Origin of the sequence: Cypionkella sinensis (genome assembly GCF_042646385.1) — a bacterium.
GTDB lineage: Bacteria > Pseudomonadota > Alphaproteobacteria > Rhodobacterales > Rhodobacteraceae > Cypionkella > Cypionkella sinensis.
Genome location: NZ_JBHRTO010000002.1, coordinates 882645 through 900008, shown reverse-complemented (window position 1 = coordinate 900008; position 17364 = coordinate 882645). Strand labels below are relative to the sequence as shown.

Annotated in this window: 16 protein-coding genes; 2 read left to right on the top strand and 14 right to left on the bottom strand. The window is 60.8% G+C overall.

Features of this window, described 5'->3' with window-relative positions; all coding sequences use genetic code 11:
• Positions 1-231: 231 nt before the first annotated feature.
• The 7 genes from mnhG to ACFOGH_RS19475 form a co-directional block, all read right to left on the bottom strand.
• Entirely contained in the window at positions 232-609 is a 378-nt protein-coding gene (gene mnhG, locus ACFOGH_RS19505) for a monovalent cation/H(+) antiporter subunit G (RefSeq protein ID WP_380074847.1), read from the bottom strand.
• Entirely contained in the window at positions 606-887 is a 282-nt protein-coding gene (locus ACFOGH_RS19500; RefSeq protein WP_380074846.1) for a K+/H+ antiporter subunit F, read from the bottom strand. Before ACFOGH_RS19500 ends, mnhG begins: the two co-directional genes overlap by 4 nt.
• Positions 884-1372, bottom strand: coding sequence for a Na+/H+ antiporter subunit E (locus ACFOGH_RS19495; protein WP_380074845.1), 489 nt, complete (start codon positions 1370-1372; stop codon positions 884-886). Before ACFOGH_RS19495 ends, ACFOGH_RS19500 begins: the two co-directional genes overlap by 4 nt.
• Positions 1369-2988, bottom strand: a complete 1620-nt coding sequence (locus ACFOGH_RS19490; protein ID WP_380074844.1) for a monovalent cation/H+ antiporter subunit D — start codon at positions 2986-2988, stop codon at positions 1369-1371. Before ACFOGH_RS19490 ends, ACFOGH_RS19495 begins: the two co-directional genes overlap by 4 nt.
• Positions 2985-3329, bottom strand: coding sequence for a Na+/H+ antiporter subunit C (locus tag ACFOGH_RS19485; protein ID WP_380074843.1), 345 nt, complete (start codon positions 3327-3329; stop codon positions 2985-2987). Before ACFOGH_RS19485 ends, ACFOGH_RS19490 begins: the two co-directional genes overlap by 4 nt.
• The gene (locus ACFOGH_RS19480; protein ID WP_380074842.1) at positions 3329-6214 is read right to left on the bottom strand and encodes a monovalent cation/H+ antiporter subunit A; all 2886 of its coding nucleotides are present in this window, start codon (positions 6212-6214) and stop codon (positions 3329-3331) included. The genes ACFOGH_RS19485 and ACFOGH_RS19480 overlap by 1 nt, the downstream gene beginning before the upstream one ends.
• A 394-nt stretch (positions 6215-6608) precedes the next feature.
• Positions 6609-7295 carry a GntR family transcriptional regulator gene (locus ACFOGH_RS19475; RefSeq protein WP_380074841.1) on the bottom strand — a complete coding sequence of 229 codons (687 nt, stop codon included), beginning with the start codon at positions 7293-7295 and terminating at the stop codon, positions 6609-6611.
• A gap of 174 nt (positions 7296-7469) precedes the next feature.
• On the opposite strand from ACFOGH_RS19475, the gene ACFOGH_RS19470 reads away from it, so the two are divergent.
• Positions 7470-8105 (top strand): flavin reductase family protein, encoded by a 636-nt coding sequence (locus tag ACFOGH_RS19470; protein ID WP_380074840.1) that lies wholly within the window; start codon positions 7470-7472, stop codon positions 8103-8105.
• 3 nt (positions 8106-8108) lie between these two features.
• Complete coding sequence (locus ACFOGH_RS19465; protein WP_380074839.1) at positions 8109-8834, top strand: aspartate/glutamate racemase family protein; 726 nt, start codon at positions 8109-8111, stop codon at positions 8832-8834.
• A 200-nt stretch (positions 8835-9034) separates the two neighbouring features.
• Here the strand turns inward: ACFOGH_RS19465 and ACFOGH_RS19460 are convergent, their stop codons facing one another.
• From ACFOGH_RS19460 to ACFOGH_RS19430, 7 genes are read right to left on the bottom strand one after another with little or no spacing between them, the layout of a single operon-like run.
• Positions 9035-10045: an ABC transporter ATP-binding protein gene (locus ACFOGH_RS19460; RefSeq protein ID WP_380074838.1), complete on the bottom strand. Its 1011-nt coding sequence runs from the start codon at positions 10043-10045 to the stop codon at positions 9035-9037.
• Positions 10042-11028, bottom strand: coding sequence for an ABC transporter ATP-binding protein (locus ACFOGH_RS19455; RefSeq protein WP_380074837.1), 987 nt, complete (start codon positions 11026-11028; stop codon positions 10042-10044). Before ACFOGH_RS19455 ends, ACFOGH_RS19460 begins: the two co-directional genes overlap by 4 nt.
• Before the next feature lie 2 nt (positions 11029-11030).
• Positions 11031-12515, bottom strand: coding sequence for an amidohydrolase family protein (locus ACFOGH_RS19450; protein ID WP_380074836.1), 1485 nt, complete (start codon positions 12513-12515; stop codon positions 11031-11033).
• The gene (locus tag ACFOGH_RS19445; RefSeq protein WP_380074835.1) at positions 12512-13714 is read right to left on the bottom strand and encodes an amidohydrolase family protein; all 1203 of its coding nucleotides are present in this window, start codon (positions 13712-13714) and stop codon (positions 12512-12514) included. Before ACFOGH_RS19445 ends, ACFOGH_RS19450 begins: the two co-directional genes overlap by 4 nt.
• Positions 13715-13717: 3 nt before the next feature.
• Positions 13718-14650, bottom strand: a complete 933-nt coding sequence (locus ACFOGH_RS19440; protein ID WP_380074834.1) for an ABC transporter permease — start codon at positions 14648-14650, stop codon at positions 13718-13720.
• A gap of 3 nt (positions 14651-14653) precedes the next feature.
• Positions 14654-15625, bottom strand: a complete 972-nt coding sequence (locus ACFOGH_RS19435) for an ABC transporter permease (RefSeq protein ID WP_380074833.1) — start codon at positions 15623-15625, stop codon at positions 14654-14656.
• A 58-nt stretch (positions 15626-15683) separates the two neighbouring features.
• Entirely contained in the window at positions 15684-17246 is a 1563-nt protein-coding gene (locus tag ACFOGH_RS19430) for an ABC transporter substrate-binding protein (RefSeq protein WP_380074832.1), read from the bottom strand.
• Positions 17247-17364: the final 118 nt, after the last annotated feature.

The window sequence follows — 17364 nt, the reverse complement described above, 5'->3', positions numbered from 1 at the left end:
ATCAACGGTTTCTATAAACCCGTCAGGCGACATTCATCGCTCGGCTTCCAGAGCCCCATCGCCTTCGAGCGAAAGGCCCGGCAAACGAGCTAAATGCTTTCCACAAAAGTCAGGCAAGTCCATTTCACGCTACTGCAGGATGCCAATGATCTGCTCTTCCCTTTATTGGCGTTCCCATCCCTGAGGCGGACTCTAACCCGCATATGGAGAGGGGAAAAATCCCGTGGCAGGTCATTGCGAGTTTTCGTCGCCGCCAAGCGTTCTGAGGGCAACGTCAGGCAGGTGCGGCGATTTCTCGGCGCGGTCGCGATGCAGGGCCGCGCGGCCCAGCATCATTAGCGTGACAGGCGTGGTGATCATCACGAAGATCGCCAGCACGGCCTCGTGCATGACAAGGCGCCCACCCAGCCACGAGAACAACAGCATGGAGGACAGCACGATGCTGGCCATACCCCAACTGGTGCCAAGTGTTGGCGCATGCAACCGCTCGTAAAAGCTGGTCAGTTGCGCAAGACCGATGGTGCCAAGCAGGGTCAGAAAACTGCCAAGCACCAGCAGTACCGCGATGGGTACGGCCAGCCACAGCGGAACGATTTGCAGATGGGTCATTCGATCACCTCGCCGCGCAGCAGAAATTTGGCCAGTGCGACAGTGGCAACAAAGCCGAGCAGGCCGATCACCATGGCGGCCTCGAAGAAAAATCCGCTGGCAGTGCGCATTCCCGTGACCAGAAACAGCAGCATTGCCGTGACATAAAGTGTGTCAAGCGCCATCACCCTGTCTTGCGCGCGGGGCCCCCGCAGGATCCGCCAACCGGCAAAGCAGCCTGCCAGAGCCAAAAGCACCTGCGAAAAGCTGATCGCTGCGACGAGAAGGGTAGCGCTCATCTGAAAATCTCCAATAGAGGGGCTTCGTAGCGGTCGCGGATAAAGGCTGTCCAATCGCTGCCTTCGCGCAGATCGAACACGTGCAGGAGCAGCAATCCGCTGTCTTGGTCATGCTCAAGCCATGCCGTGCCCGGTGTTGCGGTGATGATGATCGACAACATGCCCAGTCCGGCAGAACTGCGAAGGGTTAGGGGAATGCGGACAAAGCCCGATTGGCGCGTGCCGCCATGACCATTGGTCATGATCGACCATGCCACTGCTGCATTGGATTTCAGGATGTCCCAAGGCACAATAACGGCCAAACGCAGAACCAGATCCCAGCGGCGGATCCGCACGCGGGATGGCTGTAGCGCACCCATTGCCCAGCCGGCGACCAGCGCAATGACAGTTCCAATCAGCAGGTTGCCTAGCGAAAACCGGGTTAGCATCAGCCACATTGCAACAAGTCCGACCGTCAGCAGAGGGTGCGGGAAAAGCTGTCTCATTCGGCCTCCTCCGGTTGGTCGGCGATGCGCGGCGCGTTCATCACGCCATCGACGTAGATGGCCGGGTTTTGCAAGCCGCGGGCGGTATCCTCCATATAGCGGATGGAATGTTGGGCCTGGAAGGTCAGCATCAGGATCATGCCGACCAGCAGGATCACCGGCGCAATCTCGAGCGCCAGAACCTTTGGCGCCACGTTGTCGGTCGCCCAGAAGGTGCGGATGCCGATGCGGATCATCCCGATCAAGGTGGCCAGACCCGACAACAGCAAAAGCGCCATGAAGGCCCAGACCAGACCAGAGGCGATGCTGTGCTGGGCCAGTGCGCCCGAAAGGATCGCAAACTTGCCGATGAAACCGGACAGCGGCGGCAGGCCCGCCAGCACCAGCAGGCAAGCGCCAAAGCACAAGCCCAGAATGGTCAGCGTGCCGGGGATCGCAAAGCCGACTTCGGGGCTTCCGTCATCTTCGACATCATCCAGACCGTAGGCATCGGCGGTCAGCGCAAGCATGGCGGCGATGCCGCCTTCTTCGCGGCCCATCGGCTCGATCAACAAGAACAGCGCGCTGGTCGCAAGGGTTGAACTGACAAGATAGTAAAGCGCGCCCGCCAGCATCGCCGTGCCTGCCCCGGCCAGCGCAAAGCCCGTCACCGCCAGCAAGGTGCCAGACGAGATCAGCACCAGATGCGCCGCCATCCGCCCCACGCTTTGCGACGCAAGTACGCCCAGCAGGCCGAATGCCACCGTCGCCATGCCCCCGGCGATAAGCACCTCAGACCCAAAGCCTGCCGAGGCGCCAGCATCCGCACCGAACAGCAAAAGTGACAGCCGCATGACGACATAGATGCCGACTTTGGTCATGATCGCAAACATAGCGGCGACCGGGGCCGCACCCGCCATATAGGCCGTCGACAGCCAGAACGACATCGGCCAGACCCCCGCCTTGATCAGAAAGGCAATCCCCAGTAACGCCGCCCCGGCATGAAGCAGCGGGCGGTCAGCATCGGGCAGTTGTGGGATCATCAGGGAAAGCTGTGCCATGTTCAGCGTGCCGGTGACACCGTAGATCAGGCTGACGCCCAGCAGGAACAGCAAGGATGCGGTCAGGTTCACCGCGATGTAATGCAGACCGGCGCGCACCCGCAACTGGCCGCTGCCGTGCAGAAGCAGCCCGTAGGAAGCGGCAAGCAGCACCTCAAAGAACACGAACAGATTAAACAGATCGCCGGTCAGAAACGCCCCGTTCAACCCCATCAGCAGAAACTGGAAAAGCGATTGGAAATGCTGGCCCTGCTTGTGCCATCCTGCCGCCGAATAGATCAGCGCCGGTATTGCTAGCAACGCTGTGAGCATCAGCATCATCGCCGACAAACGATCCAGCACTAGAATGATGCCGAACGGCGCTGCCCAATCGCCCAGCAAATACAGGCCAAGACCGTTGCTGCCCTTGGCGCGATTGAGAAGTTCGATCGAAACCAGTAGCAGGGCCACTGCCGAGGCAATGCCGACCCCCAGTTTCGCCCGCCGCTGTCTTTCATCATAAAGCAGCATTAGCGCCCCTGCGATGAAGGGGATCAGGATTGGCGCGATCATCAGATGGTCAGGACGAATGGTCATTGCTCGCGTTCCTGCCCGTCAACATGGTCGGTCCCGGTCATCCCGCGTGAGGCGATCATCACCACCAGAAACAGCGCCGTTGTGGCAAAGCTGATGACGATGGCGGTCAGAACCAGCGCCTGCGGCAAGGGGTCGGCAAAGGCTGTGGCATCGACAAAACCGCCCTTCGGCATGATCGGTGGCGCGCCAACGGTCAGCCGCCCCATCGAAAAGATGAACAGATTGACAGCATAAGATAACAGGCACAGCCCCACGATCACCTGAAACGTCCGGGGCCGCATCAGCAGCCAAATGCCCGAAGCCGCAAGGACGCCGATGGCGATGGACAGCACAATCTCCATCACAGGGCCTCCTTTTCAACCGGAATGTCATCCTGCGCCCGCAACCGGGCCGAGCGCAGCGATTGGTGGGCAATAGCGATCAGCATCAGCACGGTGGCCCCCACGACCAGGGCGTAAACGCCAATGTCGAACAGCAAGGCCGTCGCGGCAGGAACCTTGCCGATCAGCGGCAGGTCAAGATACTGGGCATGTGCGGTCAGGAATGGATAGCCGAACAACCACGCTCCAATGCCCGTGCCGCACGAGATCAACAGGCCCAAGCCCATCCAGCGGATCGGCAAAATGGTGATCCGGCTTTCGACCCAGCGCACGTTCGACGCCAGATATTGCAGCAAAAGCGCAATCGCCAGAGTGACACCCGCCGAAAAGCCGCCGCCGGGTAGATCATGGCCACGGAAGAACAGATAGGCGGACATCACGATCATCACCGGGAACATCCAGTGCATGATCACCGAGGGCACGAACAGGTAATCCTTCAGCGCCTCGGCTTCCTCGCCCAGTTGCTCGTCGGGCAATCCGGCACTTTCCGCGCCGGGCCGGAAACGTCGCAGCAGCGCGTAGACGGTAATGCCGACAATCGCCAGAACGCTGATTTCGCCAAACGTGTCAAAGGCGCGGAAATCCACCAGAATGACATTCACGACGTTGGTGCCGCCGCCTTCGTGATAGGCGTTGCGCAAGAACCAGTCGCCAATGTTGGGTACAAGCGGACGGGTCATCATCACATAAGCAATGATTGCGATTCCAAGGCCTGAGACCCCGGCGATGACAAGATCCCAAAAGCGGCGAATGCGCGCGGGCGCAAGTTTGTCGGCGGCAATCTCTTCGCGCCGTTTCGGCAGCCAGCGCAGACCCAGAAGCAGCAAGACGGTCGTCACCACTTCGACAAGCAGTTGGGTAACGGCCAGGTCGGGAGCCGAGAACCATGCGAATGTGAGGCAAGTGATCACCCCTGCCCCCCCCAGCAGCGTCAGCGAGGCGAAGCGGTGATACTTTGCCTGCCATGCCGCCCCGATGGCGCAGACCCCACCCACCACCCACATCAAGGCAAAGGCCGGATCATAAGTCGGCATTCCGGTTTTCTGGATAAAGCTGATGCCGCCCCACAAGGTCACGGCTGCCGCAGCAAAAGACAGCACCACAATCAACCGCAACTGCGGTTGCAAGCGTTCCGTGCCAAAGAACCTGTGCGCCACACGCGGCCATTTCCAACTCAGTGCCAACAGCAGCCATTCGAAAATCCGCTGCGCCCGGATGCGGTGCAGAAGCGGTGGCCCCTCGGGCCCTTTTGATATGCGGGCTGCGCACAGGAAATAGAGTGCGGTGCCCAGCGCCAGCGCGATCAGGCTCATGATCATCGGCGTGTTGAAGCCATGCCAGACCGCGATGCTGAAATAGGGCGTATCGGCCCCCAGAACCGAGCGCGCCGCCATGTTCAGCACCGGGCCCAAGGTGATGCCCGGGATGATCCCCACCACCAGACAGATCAGCACCAACAACTCCACGGGGCGGCGCATCCATGCGGTTGGTTCATGCGGGGTTTTCGGCAGGTCGGTCGGCGGTGGGCCAAAGAACACCGTCACAATGAAGCGCATAGAATAGGCGACCGCAAAAATGCTGGCAAAGGTCGCGAGGTAAGGCAAAGCATCGTCCAGCCAAGAGCCATTATGCCAGCTTGCAGCCTCGGCAAAGAACATCTCTTTCGACAAAAAACCGTTCAGCAGTGGTACTCCCGCCATCGAGGCCGCTGCGACAATCGCCAAGGTGCCGGTGATGGGCATCAACCGCATCAAGCCGCTGAGGCGGCGCATGTCTCGGGTGCCGCTTTCGTGGTCAATAATCCCTGCCGCCATGAAGAGTGAGGCCTTGAACACAGCATGATTGGCGATGTGGAAGATGGCCGCCACGATGGCCCCGGTGCTGCCAATGCCCGCCAAAGCTGTGATCAACCCCAGATGGCTGATGGTGGAATAGGCAAGTAAGCCCTTCAGATCGTGTCGGAACAGCGCAAATACAGCCCCAACGATCAGCGTGATCATGCCTGTGCCCGTGACCGCGAAGAACCAGGCCTCGCTACCCCCCAAGGCAGGCGAAAACCGCACCAGCAGAAACACTCCTGCTTTCACCATCGTCGCAGAATGCAGAAACGCCGACACCGGGGTCGGCGCCGCCATCGCATTCGGCAGCCAGAAATGAAACGGGAACTGCGCCGATTTCGTAAAGGCTCCGATCAGGAACAGGCCCAGCACCGCCAGATACCAGGGATGCGCCCGGATCACATCGCCTGATGCCAGAACGCGGTCCAGATCATAGCTGCCAACAATCTGCCCCAGCATCAGCATGGCCGCCAGCAGGCAAAGCCCGCCCGTGGCCGTCACGATCAGCGCCATACGTGCCCCGTCGCGCGCCGCCGGATTGTGATACCAATATCCGATCAACAGGAACGAGATCACGCTGGTCAGTTCCCAGAACACCACCAGCATGATGATGTTGCCCGACACCAGAATCCCCACCATCGCCCCGGTGAAGGCCAGCAAAAAACAGTAGAACCGCGGCACCGGATCACTTTTTGACAGATAGTAGCGGGCGTAAAGCACCACCAGCAGCCCGATCCCCAGCACCAGTGTCACAAATAGCCAGGAAAAGCCATCAATCCTAAAACTCAGGTTCAGCTTCAGCGCCGGAACCCACGTCAGAACGCTGCGAAGTACTTTGTCGTCGGCGATCGCCGGATACAGCGCCGCCATGACGATCAGTCCTGCCACCAGAACCGCCCCCGACAACCAAGCCGCTGCATTGTGGGCATTCACCGACAACGTTGATGCGGCAAAAGCCCCTAAGAAGGGCAGAAAAATCAGGATCAGTATCAGGTTCTGCTGGATCATACTGGACGGACGTCTCTTTTCTTGGGCTTCTGCACTGTTTTCACGACAGGTTTCGCCACGGCCCTTCTCAATGGGGCGGCAATGACCTGTCGTCGTTTCGGGAGAACCGATGCCCTAAATGAAAGAATAAATGGCGCGCATTCAACCCTTACTCGCAGCAAATGACCGATTTTGCCAATTTGCCGCGCGTTTTGCGCGCGCGAACCGCGATTTGTGTCTTTGAATTGGCACAAGAAAATTGGACTGCGGCCGAAGCCAGAATCTGACAGCTGAAGTCTCCAATCATGAGGGATCAGTCTGAGACGACGCGCAGGGACGAAGATGTAGGTTTCAATGCCCACGCGAGGCAGAATATCGCGTCGCAGCTATGCCAAACTAGGCGGAAACGGACGACTCAGACCAGTGCCTGGCGCAAATCTCGCGTTGTGGGGGCTTCCGCGGTCAGATCCAGTTCGTCCTCGACGTGCTGAAGGTGGTTGAACATGATCTCTGTTGCACCTGGCTTATCGCGGGCCGCGATGCGGTCGATCAGGGCGGCGTGTTCATCCGGGCCGCAGTTGTGAAGATGACGTGAGCGGTACATCGCTGTGATCAGCGAACTGCGAGAGATCAAATCACGCAGAATGCCGAACAGGAAATCCGACCCGGCCAGCTCTGCAAGCAACAGATGAAAGCCACCCGACAGGCGAATGGTGGCCGAAGTGTCGCCGCGTTGGTCCGCTTCACGCTCTTGCAACAGATGCGTTTGCAGCTGCGGAATTTGTGCATCGGTGATGCGGTCGATCAAACGCTCGACCACACGGGCCTCAATCTGTTTGCGGACGTGAAAGACATCCCGCGCCTCATCGACCCCCGGCTCGGCCACAAACGCGCCGCGGTTCGGCACGATTGTCACCAAACCATCGCTTTCCAACACCGACAGTGCCTGACGCACCCGCGCGCGGCTGACCTCAAAAATCTCGGCCAACTGCTCTTCTTTCAGACGCGCACCGGGCCGCAGCCGCTTTTCCGCGATAGACAGCCAGATCCGCTCACAGATCTCGGCCGTCGGACCCGTCACGGTTTCTTTGCTGTGATACATGAAGGCTCCTTTGCTCAGCCGACATACTTGCTGCCTACATCAAAAAGTCAATCTATGCGGCAGGTTGATGTTGACTACAAAAATGTAGACAATATTGTCTATCACAACAAGCTAAAACTCCGGGTGGATTCTACAAGAGTCCGCACCCCTGCAATCAGCCGACAGGAACGCGCGATGGATTTTGATTTCACCCAGATCACAGCACAGGATCGCTATCGCCTGCTGACGAATTTTGTCGGCCCCCGGCCCATCGCGCTGGTGTCCACTCTGTCGGAAAGCGGCCAAGACAACGCCGCCCCGATGAGCTTTTTCAACGTGTTCTCGCATGATCCGGCGATTGTGATTCTGGGCATTCAGACCAAGGCAGATAGGCAGGAAAAGGACACCGTGCGCAATATCCGGCGCAGCGGCGAGTTTGTGGTCAACATGGTCGATATGGCGATTGCCGATGCGATGCTGGTCTGCGGGCTGGCGGTGGCGTCGGATGTGGATGAGATTTCGCTGGCGGGATTGACCTCGGCTCCCTGCGATCAGGTAGCCGCGCGGCGGGTGGCGGAAAGCCCCTGCGCGATGGAGTGCCGGGTGGAGCGGTTGATCGACTATGACCGCCGGGTGATCGTGTTGGGCGAGGTCGTTCATATGCATGTGCGGCGCGATTGTCTGGATGCTGCGGGCCGCTATGTCGACCCAGACCGTTATCAGCCCATCGCCCGACTGCACGGGGATAATTACATCACCTCGGATCGGCAGTTTGTGATGCCATCGCCGGGGCTGGAATCGGTGCAGCACCGCCTGAAAGCCGGGGTATGAGCCATGAAAATCCTGGTGATCAACCCCAACTCCACGGCCTCAATGACGGCCCAGATCGGCGAAAGTGCGCGGCGCTGTGCGTTTTCTGCGACCGAGATTTCGGCCGTGAATCCCAGCAGCACCCCGGCCAGTATCGAGGGCCACGCGGATGAGGCGCTTTCCGTGCCGGCCATGCTGAATCTGATCCGCGACGGCGAGGCGCTTGGTGTCGATGCCTATGTGATCGCCTGCTTTGATGATCCGGGATTGGCCGCCGCGCGCGAGATTGCGCGGGGACCGGTCATTGGAATTTGTCAGGCAGCAGTGCAGGTGGCGACGACAATTGCGACCAGGTTTTCGATTGTGACCACATTACCCCGATCTGTTCCCATCATTGAGGATCTGGTCGAAGCCTATGGCGCGAGCCATCGCTGCCGGAATGTACGGGCAGTGGACATGCCGGTGCTGGCGCTGGAATCCGACCCGATCACCGCCGAGGCGCGTCTGGTGCGCGAGATCGAGGCGGCGCGGGATATTGATGGGGCCGAGGCGGTGGTGCTGGGCTGCGCCGGTATGTCCGAGCTTTGCGAACGCTTGCAGGCCAAGACGGGGGTGCCGGTGATTGATGGGGTAAGTGCTGCGGTGAAACTGGCCGAGGGTCTGGTCGGCGGCGGCTATGCGACCTCTAAAATCGGCGCTTACGATTATCCCCGCGTGAAATCCGTGCCCGTGCTGGCTGAAACTGCTTGAACCCTCCCTGATGCCCTATCCGGGACACCTGACCGCGCCAGACTATCGGCGCGGTCTTTTTAAATGTCGCAGGGCCTGCAGATGTGTGCACGCGCGGTCAGAATTGAAGCGTAACAAGATCAAGCACTTACAGGACTTTCCGAGTTATCAAGACGGTCCGCGTCGTCGACAACGCCGGACCATCTTAAAGTGGGGTGGTGTTACGCAGAAATCCGCCGCCCCTCCACCTGCGGCACCGCAAGAGCGGCCATAGCTTCGGCGACGCGGTGACAGGCGACGCGGCTGCCGTCACTGTAGGCTTGCATCTCGGGGCGTTCGGCGGCGCAGCGGGCATCGGCCTGCGGGCAACGCGGGTGGAAGGTGCAGCCGGAGGGTGGTTTCATCGGGCTTGGCACCTCGCCCGATTGCACCGCGCGGTCGCGCTTGGGATCGGTGACGTTCGGGATCGTTTCCAGCAAAAGCTGGGTGTAGGGGTGTTTGGGATTGGCGAACAGCACCTCGGTTGCGGCCTGTTCAACGATCCGCCCCAGATACATCACCGCGATCTGATCGGACATATGGCGCACCACGCTCATGTCGTGGCTGATGAACAAATAGGTCAGGCCGATCTCATCCTGCAAGCGCCGCATCAGGTTCAGGATTTGCGCCTGCACCGATACATCGAGGGCCGAAGTCGGCTCGTCGCAGACCAGAAATTCCGGCTCGGTCGCCAAGGCGCGGGCGATGGAAATGCGTTGACGCTGACCGCCGGAAAACTCGTGCGGGAATTTGCGGCCATCGCGCGGGGCAAGGCCGACGGTGGTCAGCAATTCACCGACGCGATCCGTGATTTCAGCCTCGGTTGCGCGCAGTTTCAACTCGCGCAGCGGTTCGGCGATGATGTCAAACACGCGCCAGCGTGGGTTGAGGCTGGCATAGGGGTCTTGGAAAATCATCTGCGCGGCCAAAGGCTTGCCGTTCTTGCCGGGGGCGAACTGCATCTGGCCGGTGGTGGGGGCGTGAAGCCCGGTCACCAGCCGCGCCACGGTGGATTTGCCGCAGCCGCTTTCGCCGACGAGGCTGAGGCAGCCACCCGAGGGCACGCTGAAACTGATGTCGTCGACGGCGCGCAGATAGGCCTTCGGCTTACGCTCGATCACCCGGTTCAGCCAGGGGGCCGAGACGTTGAACAGGCGCGACAGATGGGTCACGGTCAGGGCGGGATTGCTCATGCGGCGCTCTCCTGTGCGACGGGGTTTAGCCAGCAGGCGCTTTGGCCTGCGCCTCTGGGTTGCAGATGCGGGCGTTCGCTGCGGCAGCGCGGCATCACCAGCGGGCAGCGCGGGTTAAAGGCGCAACCTTGCGGGATGGCATCCAGACGCGGCATCGCGCCGTCGATCTGTTGCAGGCGAGGCACCCGCGCGCCGAGTGTTGGGATCGAGCCCATCAGGCCGCGCGTATAGGGATGGCTGGGGCGGGCGATCACATCGGCGACGGGGCCGATCTCAACCAGCCGTCCGGCATACATCACCGCCACCCGATCCGCGGTTTCGGCGATGACACCCATGTCATGCGTGACCAGCATCACTGCCGTTCTGTTGTCTTTGCACAGGCGACGCAAAAGCGACGTGATCTGGGCCTGGATCGAGACATCCAATGCAGTCGTCGGCTCATCCGCGATGATCAGTTTCGGGCGGGCGGCAAGGGCCAAGGCGATCACCACGCGCTGCCGCATCCCGCCCGAGAATTGATGCGGGAAGTGATCGACGCGGGTTTCCGGGCCGGGAATGCCGACTTCGGCAAGTAGTTCGATCGCGCGCTGGCGGGCCTCGGTACGGTTCAGCGGCAGGTGCAGGCGGATGGTTTCGATCAGTTGTTTGCCGACCGAAAACAGCGGGTTGAGCGAGGTCAGCGGGTCTTGGAAGATCGCGCCAATCTCGCGGCCGCGCACCTTTTCCATCTCGCGGTCGGACAGATGGTCAATGCGGCGGCCGTTCAGCCAAACCTCACCGCCTGCGATATGGCCGGGGGGTTCCAGCAGGCCTTGGACGGCAAGGCCGGTCATGGATTTGCCTGCGCCGGACTCGCCCACCACGCCAAGGATTTCGCCGGGCTGGATGGTCAGGCTGATATCGGCAAGGGCTGTCACCGTGCCGTGACGGCCCGGAAATTCCACTCGCAGGGCGCGGACATCAAGTGTCGGGGTTTGGGTCATGGCTATGCTTCCTGTCGGATCGGGTAGCTGGGCGGGAAAAGCTCTGACAGCGGGGGGTGTTGCCAACTGCGTTCTGGGTATTTGGCGAGCAGGCCATCGAACTGGGCTTGGGCGCGGGTTTGCGCGGTGGCCATGTTGAGGCCTGCGACGCGGCCTTCGCACATCGACAGGCGGCCATCGACAAAGGTGGCTTGGGTAACTTTGCCGGAGCCACCTGCGATCAACGTCGTAATTGGGTCGATGGCGGGGGTCATGATGGCATCGTCCAGCCGGAACACGGCGATATCGGCGCAGGCCCCCGGTTTTAGGCAACCAATGTCGCTGCGGCCGAGCGCGCGGGCACCGCCCAAGGTGGCGGCATCCCAGAAATCGGCGCTCTGCTGATGGGGCGCATTCGGGTCGGCAATGCGGGCGGTCATCAGGCCGGTGAGCAGGTTCAGCAGCATGTCAGCCGGGGCGGTATCGGTGCCCATGGCGATATTGATGCCGCGCGCGCGCAATGCGCCAAAGCCGCGCAGGACCGAGCCGCCGCGGGCCGAGACCAGAGGGCAGTGCACAACGCTGACGCCATTTTCTGCGTAGTGGTTGAGGTCGGACTCAGTGGCATTGGTGGCGTGAGGGGCGAGGATGCGGTCGTTCAGCAGGCCTTCACGCGCCAGCCAATCGGGGGCGGTTGTTCCGTGCAGGCTTTGGACGGTTTGAACCTCCATCGCGCCCTGCGCCATATGCAGGCGGACGCGGCAATCGAGATCGCGGGCGGCGTCCATGGTGCGGCGCAGCAGGGGCGCGGTGCAGGTCTCTACTCGGTCGGGGGCGAGCATGCCGGTGATCAGGCCGTTGTGGCGGCCGGTTTGCGCGGTAATGAAGACGATGGCCTCATCCAGCCCAGCCATGCCGCGCGCTTCGTCGAATACAGGGACCATCTGGCCGGGGGCATCCAGTACCATGCCGCCCGCGCGGTAAGCTGGCGACAGATAGACGCGCAGGCCCATCTCGCCTGCGGCGTCTGCGGCGGCGATGAATTCGGCGGTGGTTTCGCCCCATGCGCGGTAGAACAGCGAGGCGATCGGGGCGGCGGTGGTGATGCCGTTCAGCAAGAGTTGCGCGAAGGCGTAGCGTTTCTGGAAGGCGAGTTCCTCGGGCGTATACATCTCATACGGGCCGCGCTCGATGTAGCTTCGTGGCCAGACGCGGCCTTTGGCCCAGCCGGGGTTGTGGTCGATGGACAGAAGCGTGGTGTCGAGATCAGACAACGCATCAAGGTCGATCAGACCGGGCGAGATCAGCGCGCGGCCAAGGGCGATGCGGCGGGCGACTTCGCCTTCAAAGCGTTGACCGACATGCAGGATGCGGCCCGCCTCGAGCACCACTTCGCCGTTCGGGATCAGGCAATGGCCAGTTTCGGTGTGGCCAAGCACCCAATCGGCGGTTAGCGCCGTGCGGCCTTTGGGCTGTTGCCCAAGCGTCAGATCACACAGCGCGCTCATGGCATGGTGATCCCCGGCAGGGTCAGCGCGCCGTTGCGCGCGACGATGCGACCGCCCTTGACGACCAGCGGGCGAGGGGCTTCTTCGACAACCGCATGGGCAAGGGTTTCGCCTGCGACCAGCGTCAGGTCTGCGACAGCGCCAACCATCAGCCCCAAAGCCTCCACCCCCATCGCATCAGCGCCACCGCGCGAGGCTGTGTCGAGCAGCAGTTCCAACTCGTCATCGCGGCGCATACGGTTTTTCATCCCCACGATGCGGGCGCGGTGCAGCATGTCGGGCTGGCCCCACGGCCCCCAAGTGTCGCGGATACCGTCGCAGCCCATGCCAACCTTGATACCTGCCGCGCGCATGTCTTGCAGCGATGGCACCTCGGCGGAGGGGTGGCCGGTGGTGAAGATGCGGATATCCTCACGCGCCACCTGTTCCATCAGCGGACCCACCCGATGCGGGTCGGGCATCCCCAGACAGAAGCAATGCGACACGCCGACCTTGCCCTGCATCCCGTGCGCGCGGGTGCGGGTGATGATTTCTTCCAGCGTAAACGCCCCCAACTCGCCGTATTCATGCAGGTGAATGTCGATAGGTTTGCCGTGCTTTTCCGCCAGCCGGAAAATCGCATCGAGTGAGGCTTTCGGATCGCGGTCCATCGAGGACGGATCAAGCCCGCCCACCACATCGGCCCCCATCGCCAAGGCTTCGTCCAGCAGTTCATAAACGCCGGGGCGGATCATCAGGCCCGATTGCGGGAAGGCGACGATCTGAATGTCAACCGCGCCTTGCAGGGCCTCGCGCGTGCGCAGTTTGCCTTCCAGCAAGGTCAGTTTGTGGTCGTGATCCACGTCAACATGGCTGCGGATATGGCCGGTGCCGTTGGCGATCAGTTGTAGGGCGTGGCGCATCGACTGGCGATGCACGTCGAGACCCAAGGGGATACGCTCATTCCGTTCATTGTCGATCAGGTCTTGCAGATCGCCGCCCTTGCGGCCTGTATACCAGCCCATGCCCCAAGTGGTTTTGTCGAGATGCGTGTGGGCATCGACCAGTGCGGGGATGGCGATTGCGCCGTTACCATCCTCAACCTCGACACCATCGGCCGCAAGGTTCGGCCCAACGGCAGCAATGCGGCCATCGCGGATCAGCATGTCGGTGGCAACCCCGGTCATCGGGCGGATATTGCGGAGCAGAAGGTCGGTCATGGCTTACCTCAGTTTCGGGTTCAGAGCATCGCGCAGCCAGTCACCCAGCAGGTTGACCGACACCACAAGCAAGCAAAGTTGCAGCACGGGGAAAAGCACAATCCACCACATGCCAGAGAACAGGAATTGGTTGCCCAGCCGGATAAGCGTGCCAAGGCTCGGCTGGCTGGGTGGCATACCGATGCCAAGGAAAGACAAAGTGGCCTCGGTCAGGATCGCCATGCCAAAGTTCAGCGTGGCGGCGACAAGGATCGGCGTCAGCGTGTTGGGCAGGATATGGCGGAACATGATGCGGCGGGCAGGCACTTTCAGCAGTTGTGCGGCCTGCACATATTCCTTGCGCCGCTCAACCGCCGTCTGGGCGCGCACGGTGCGGGCATATTGCACCCAGCCACTCAGCACGATGGCCAGCACCAAGACGCCCGCCGCCCCGACATCGCGCAAGTTTACCGGCAGCAGTTCGCGCACGATGGCGCTGACCAGAATGGCGATCAGGATGGTGGGGATCGACAGCAGGATATCACCGACCCGCATCAGCGCATTTTCGACGAAGCCGCCGTAATATCCCGCAGCCAAGCCCGAACCGATGCCGATCAGCAGCGCGAACACCACCGAGGCGATGCCGATCAGGATCGAGATGCGCGAACCGTATAGGATGGCGGAAAGGATATCGCGGCCTTGGGTATCGGTGCCCAAAAGGTAAGGCCACTGACCTCCCTCCAGCCAGATCGGCGGGATTTCGGCGTTCCACAATTCCAACTGCGCCGGATCAAACGGGTTCTGCGGCGCATAAAGCGGGGCGGTGAAGGCGCTGATGATCAGCACCGCCAGCAGAACGGCGGCGAATACCGCGCTGCGCTGCCGCGTAAACGAATACCACAGATCGCTTTGGCGAATGCGGGCGAACAGGCTGGGAGCTGTCAGATTTACGGTCATGGATCAGGCCTTTGCATTGCGCAGGCGCGGGTCGATCAGCGCATAGGTGATGTCCACCAGCGTGTTCAGCGCGACAAAGATGAAAGAGACGATGCAGAGATAGGCCGCCATCACCGGGATATCGACGAAGGTGACGGCCTGGATGAACAGCAGCCCCATCCCCGGCCATTGAAACACGGTTTCGGTGATCAGCGCGAAGGCAATCAACGATCCGATGTTCATTGCCGTCATGGTCACCACCGGCATCAGGCAGTTGCGCAGGGCGTGGCTGTAATGCACCCGCCAAGACGGCACACCACGGGCGCGGGCGAATTTGATGAAGTCCGATCGCAGCACTTCCAGCATTTCGGCACGCACCAAACGCATCACCAGCGTGATCTGGTAGAACGACAAGGCGATGGATGGCAGGATCAACGCCGCACGGCCCGACGGCGTCAGCAGGCCCGTGGTCCACCAGCCGATGTTCACCACATCGCCCCGGCCAAAGGCGGGCAGAATATTGAACATCACCGAGAACACCAAGATCAGCATGATACCGATGACGAAACTGGGCAGCGAGACGCCGATAATCGACAGAAATTGCAGCCCCTCGGAATACCATTTGCCGCGATGGATGGCGGTGATCACCCCCAGCGGCACGCCAACGACCAGCGAGATGATGGTGGCCATCAGCACCAGTTCGATGGTGGCGGGGAAGCGCTCGGCAATCAGGCTCATCACCTCTTGCTGGTTGCGATAAGAGATTCCGAAATCCCCTTGCACGGCGTTGGTTACAAAATGCAGATACTGCATCGGCATGGATTGGTTCAGGCCCAAGCGTTCACGCAATTCGTCGCGCTCTGCTTGCGTGGTCTGTTCGTTGACCATCAACTGCACCGGATCGCCGACAAAACGGAAGATCATGAAGGCCATCAGGGCTACGACAAGCATGACAAATGCCGCATTCGCCAGCCGTTTTATCAGGAAAACAATCATTTCACCGGCTCCGGGTTATGGGCAGCCCGGCGCGTGCTGCGCCGGGCCTGATGCGGATTTATTCGGTCATCCGGGTCAGCCAATGGCGACCCTTGTTGTCCGAAAGTTGCACCACGCTTTCCACCTTGTCCGAGGTCGCCCAAGCCATCGGCTGCTGATGGAACGGCAGCATGATCGACTCGTCTTTCACGATCTTCAGCGCTTGCGATTCCAGCGCCAGCCGCTTGGTGCGGTCCAGTTCGGTCGAGGCCGCGATGATCAGCTTGTCGAGTTCAGGATAGGACCAGCCGCCCCAGTTGAACACGCCGGCGTTGTCGCTTTTGGTCTGGAACACTTGCAGCAAGATCGAATAGGCATCCAACATCGGCTCGTTCGCCCAGCCAAAGCTGAACATGTCGGCCTCACCATTGGTCTGCTTGATCTGCTGCACGGCGTTCGGACCAATGCTGAGGGTGGGTTTCAAGCCCACGCGGGTCAGCATCGACACCATGGCGTTGCAGATTTCTTCCTCGTTCAGCCAGACATCATTGGCGCAGACGATTTCAAATGCAAAACCCTCGGCCCCCAGTTCCTTGATCATCGCCGCCGCTTTGTCGGGATCATAGGCGGTCGGCACGTCAAGCGCCGCATCATAGCCGGGGATCGCTGGCGCAACCACGGTGCCCGTCACGCGGGATTTGCCGCGCATCACCTTGTCACGGATCAGGTTGAGGTCGATGGCCAGCGCCACAGCCTCGCGCATTTCCTTATGCTGGAAGAAGTTCGGCTGGCCATTCGCCAGTTTGTCGTGGAAGTTGAAGCCGAACATGATGGTGCGCAGTTCGTTGGCTTCCATCACCTTGACGGTCGGCGTGGCTTCAAGACGCGGCAGATCCTGCACCGGGGCCTTTTCGGTAAAGTCGATCTCACCCGACAACAACGCCGCAACGCGGGTCGCATCCGAGGCAATCGGGGTGAATTCGATGCGTTTCAGGTTGTGCTTCGGGGTATCCCACCAGTTTTCATTCACCACCAGCACGGTCTTGCTGTCGGGCACGCGGCTTTCGACGATGAACGGGCCCGTGCCGTTGGCGTTGAAGGTCGGATAGCCCTCGACCTTTTTGGCCACATCAGTCGGCAATTCGGCGTTGTGCTCCTTCAGCCAACCAGCATCAAACATGTGGATGTTGGTCAGATCGTTCAGCAGCAGTGGATAAGTGCCAACAAGTTCGATATCGACGGTGTAATCATCCACCTTCGTGGCCGATTTGTAGGCAGGCAGGTTGCCTTTCAGCGGGCTGTCCGGGTGGCTGACACGGGCCAGCGAAGACACAACATCATCCGCCGTAAAATCAGCGCCATCGTGGAACTTCACGCCCTGCCGCAGCTTAAAGCGCCAGATGTTGTTCGGCAGCACTTCCCATTCGGTCGCCAGCGCGGGTTCAATTTCAAGGTTCGCGTTATAGCGCACCAGCCCTTCATAGACATGGTTCAGAAAGCTGATGGTAAAGGTCGACCCATAGGAATACGGGTCGAGTGAGTTGATGTCCCGTGCTGCCCCCCAACGCAGGGTCTGCGCTGATCCGGCGGTGGCAAAACAGGCAATGGCGACGCCTGCCAGAAGAATGGATTTGAAAGTCATGGTCAGCCCCTGTTGAAGCCCCGCATCTTCCCGGTCTGATGCCGGAACGCGCGGGGCAATGTCGGATGGACGGCAAGCACTGCCGCCCTGCCCCTACTGTCAGAATTGCCGCCTATTT

Coding starts and splice junctions, on each gene's coding strand:
- mnhG (WP_380074847.1), bottom strand. CDS start 609: ATGACCCATCTGCAAATCGTTCCGCTGTGGCTGGCCGTACCCATCGCG.
- ACFOGH_RS19500 (WP_380074846.1), bottom strand. CDS start 887: ATGAGCGCTACCCTTCTCGTCGCAGCGATCAGCTTTTCGCAGGTGCTT.
- ACFOGH_RS19495 (WP_380074845.1), bottom strand. CDS start 1,372: ATGAGACAGCTTTTCCCGCACCCTCTGCTGACGGTCGGACTTGTTGCA.
- ACFOGH_RS19490 (WP_380074844.1), bottom strand. CDS start 2,988: ATGACCATTCGTCCTGACCATCTGATGATCGCGCCAATCCTGATCCCC.
- ACFOGH_RS19485 (WP_380074843.1), bottom strand. CDS start 3,329: ATGGAGATTGTGCTGTCCATCGCCATCGGCGTCCTTGCGGCTTCGGGC.
- ACFOGH_RS19480 (WP_380074842.1), bottom strand. CDS start 6,214: ATGATCCAGCAGAACCTGATACTGATCCTGATTTTTCTGCCCTTCTTA.
- ACFOGH_RS19475 (WP_380074841.1), bottom strand. CDS start 7,295: ATGTATCACAGCAAAGAAACCGTGACGGGTCCGACGGCCGAGATCTGT.
- ACFOGH_RS19470 (WP_380074840.1), top strand. CDS start 7,470: ATGGATTTTGATTTCACCCAGATCACAGCACAGGATCGCTATCGCCTG.
- ACFOGH_RS19465 (WP_380074839.1), top strand. CDS start 8,109: ATGAAAATCCTGGTGATCAACCCCAACTCCACGGCCTCAATGACGGCC.
- ACFOGH_RS19460 (WP_380074838.1), bottom strand. CDS start 10,045: ATGAGCAATCCCGCCCTGACCGTGACCCATCTGTCGCGCCTGTTCAAC.
- ACFOGH_RS19455 (WP_380074837.1), bottom strand. CDS start 11,028: ATGACCCAAACCCCGACACTTGATGTCCGCGCCCTGCGAGTGGAATTT.
- ACFOGH_RS19450 (WP_380074836.1), bottom strand. CDS start 12,515: ATGAGCGCGCTGTGTGATCTGACGCTTGGGCAACAGCCCAAAGGCCGC.
- ACFOGH_RS19445 (WP_380074835.1), bottom strand. CDS start 13,714: ATGACCGACCTTCTGCTCCGCAATATCCGCCCGATGACCGGGGTTGCC.
- ACFOGH_RS19440 (WP_380074834.1), bottom strand. CDS start 14,650: ATGACCGTAAATCTGACAGCTCCCAGCCTGTTCGCCCGCATTCGCCAA.
- ACFOGH_RS19435 (WP_380074833.1), bottom strand. CDS start 15,625: ATGATTGTTTTCCTGATAAAACGGCTGGCGAATGCGGCATTTGTCATG.
- ACFOGH_RS19430 (WP_380074832.1), bottom strand. CDS start 17,246: ATGACTTTCAAATCCATTCTTCTGGCAGGCGTCGCCATTGCCTGTTTT.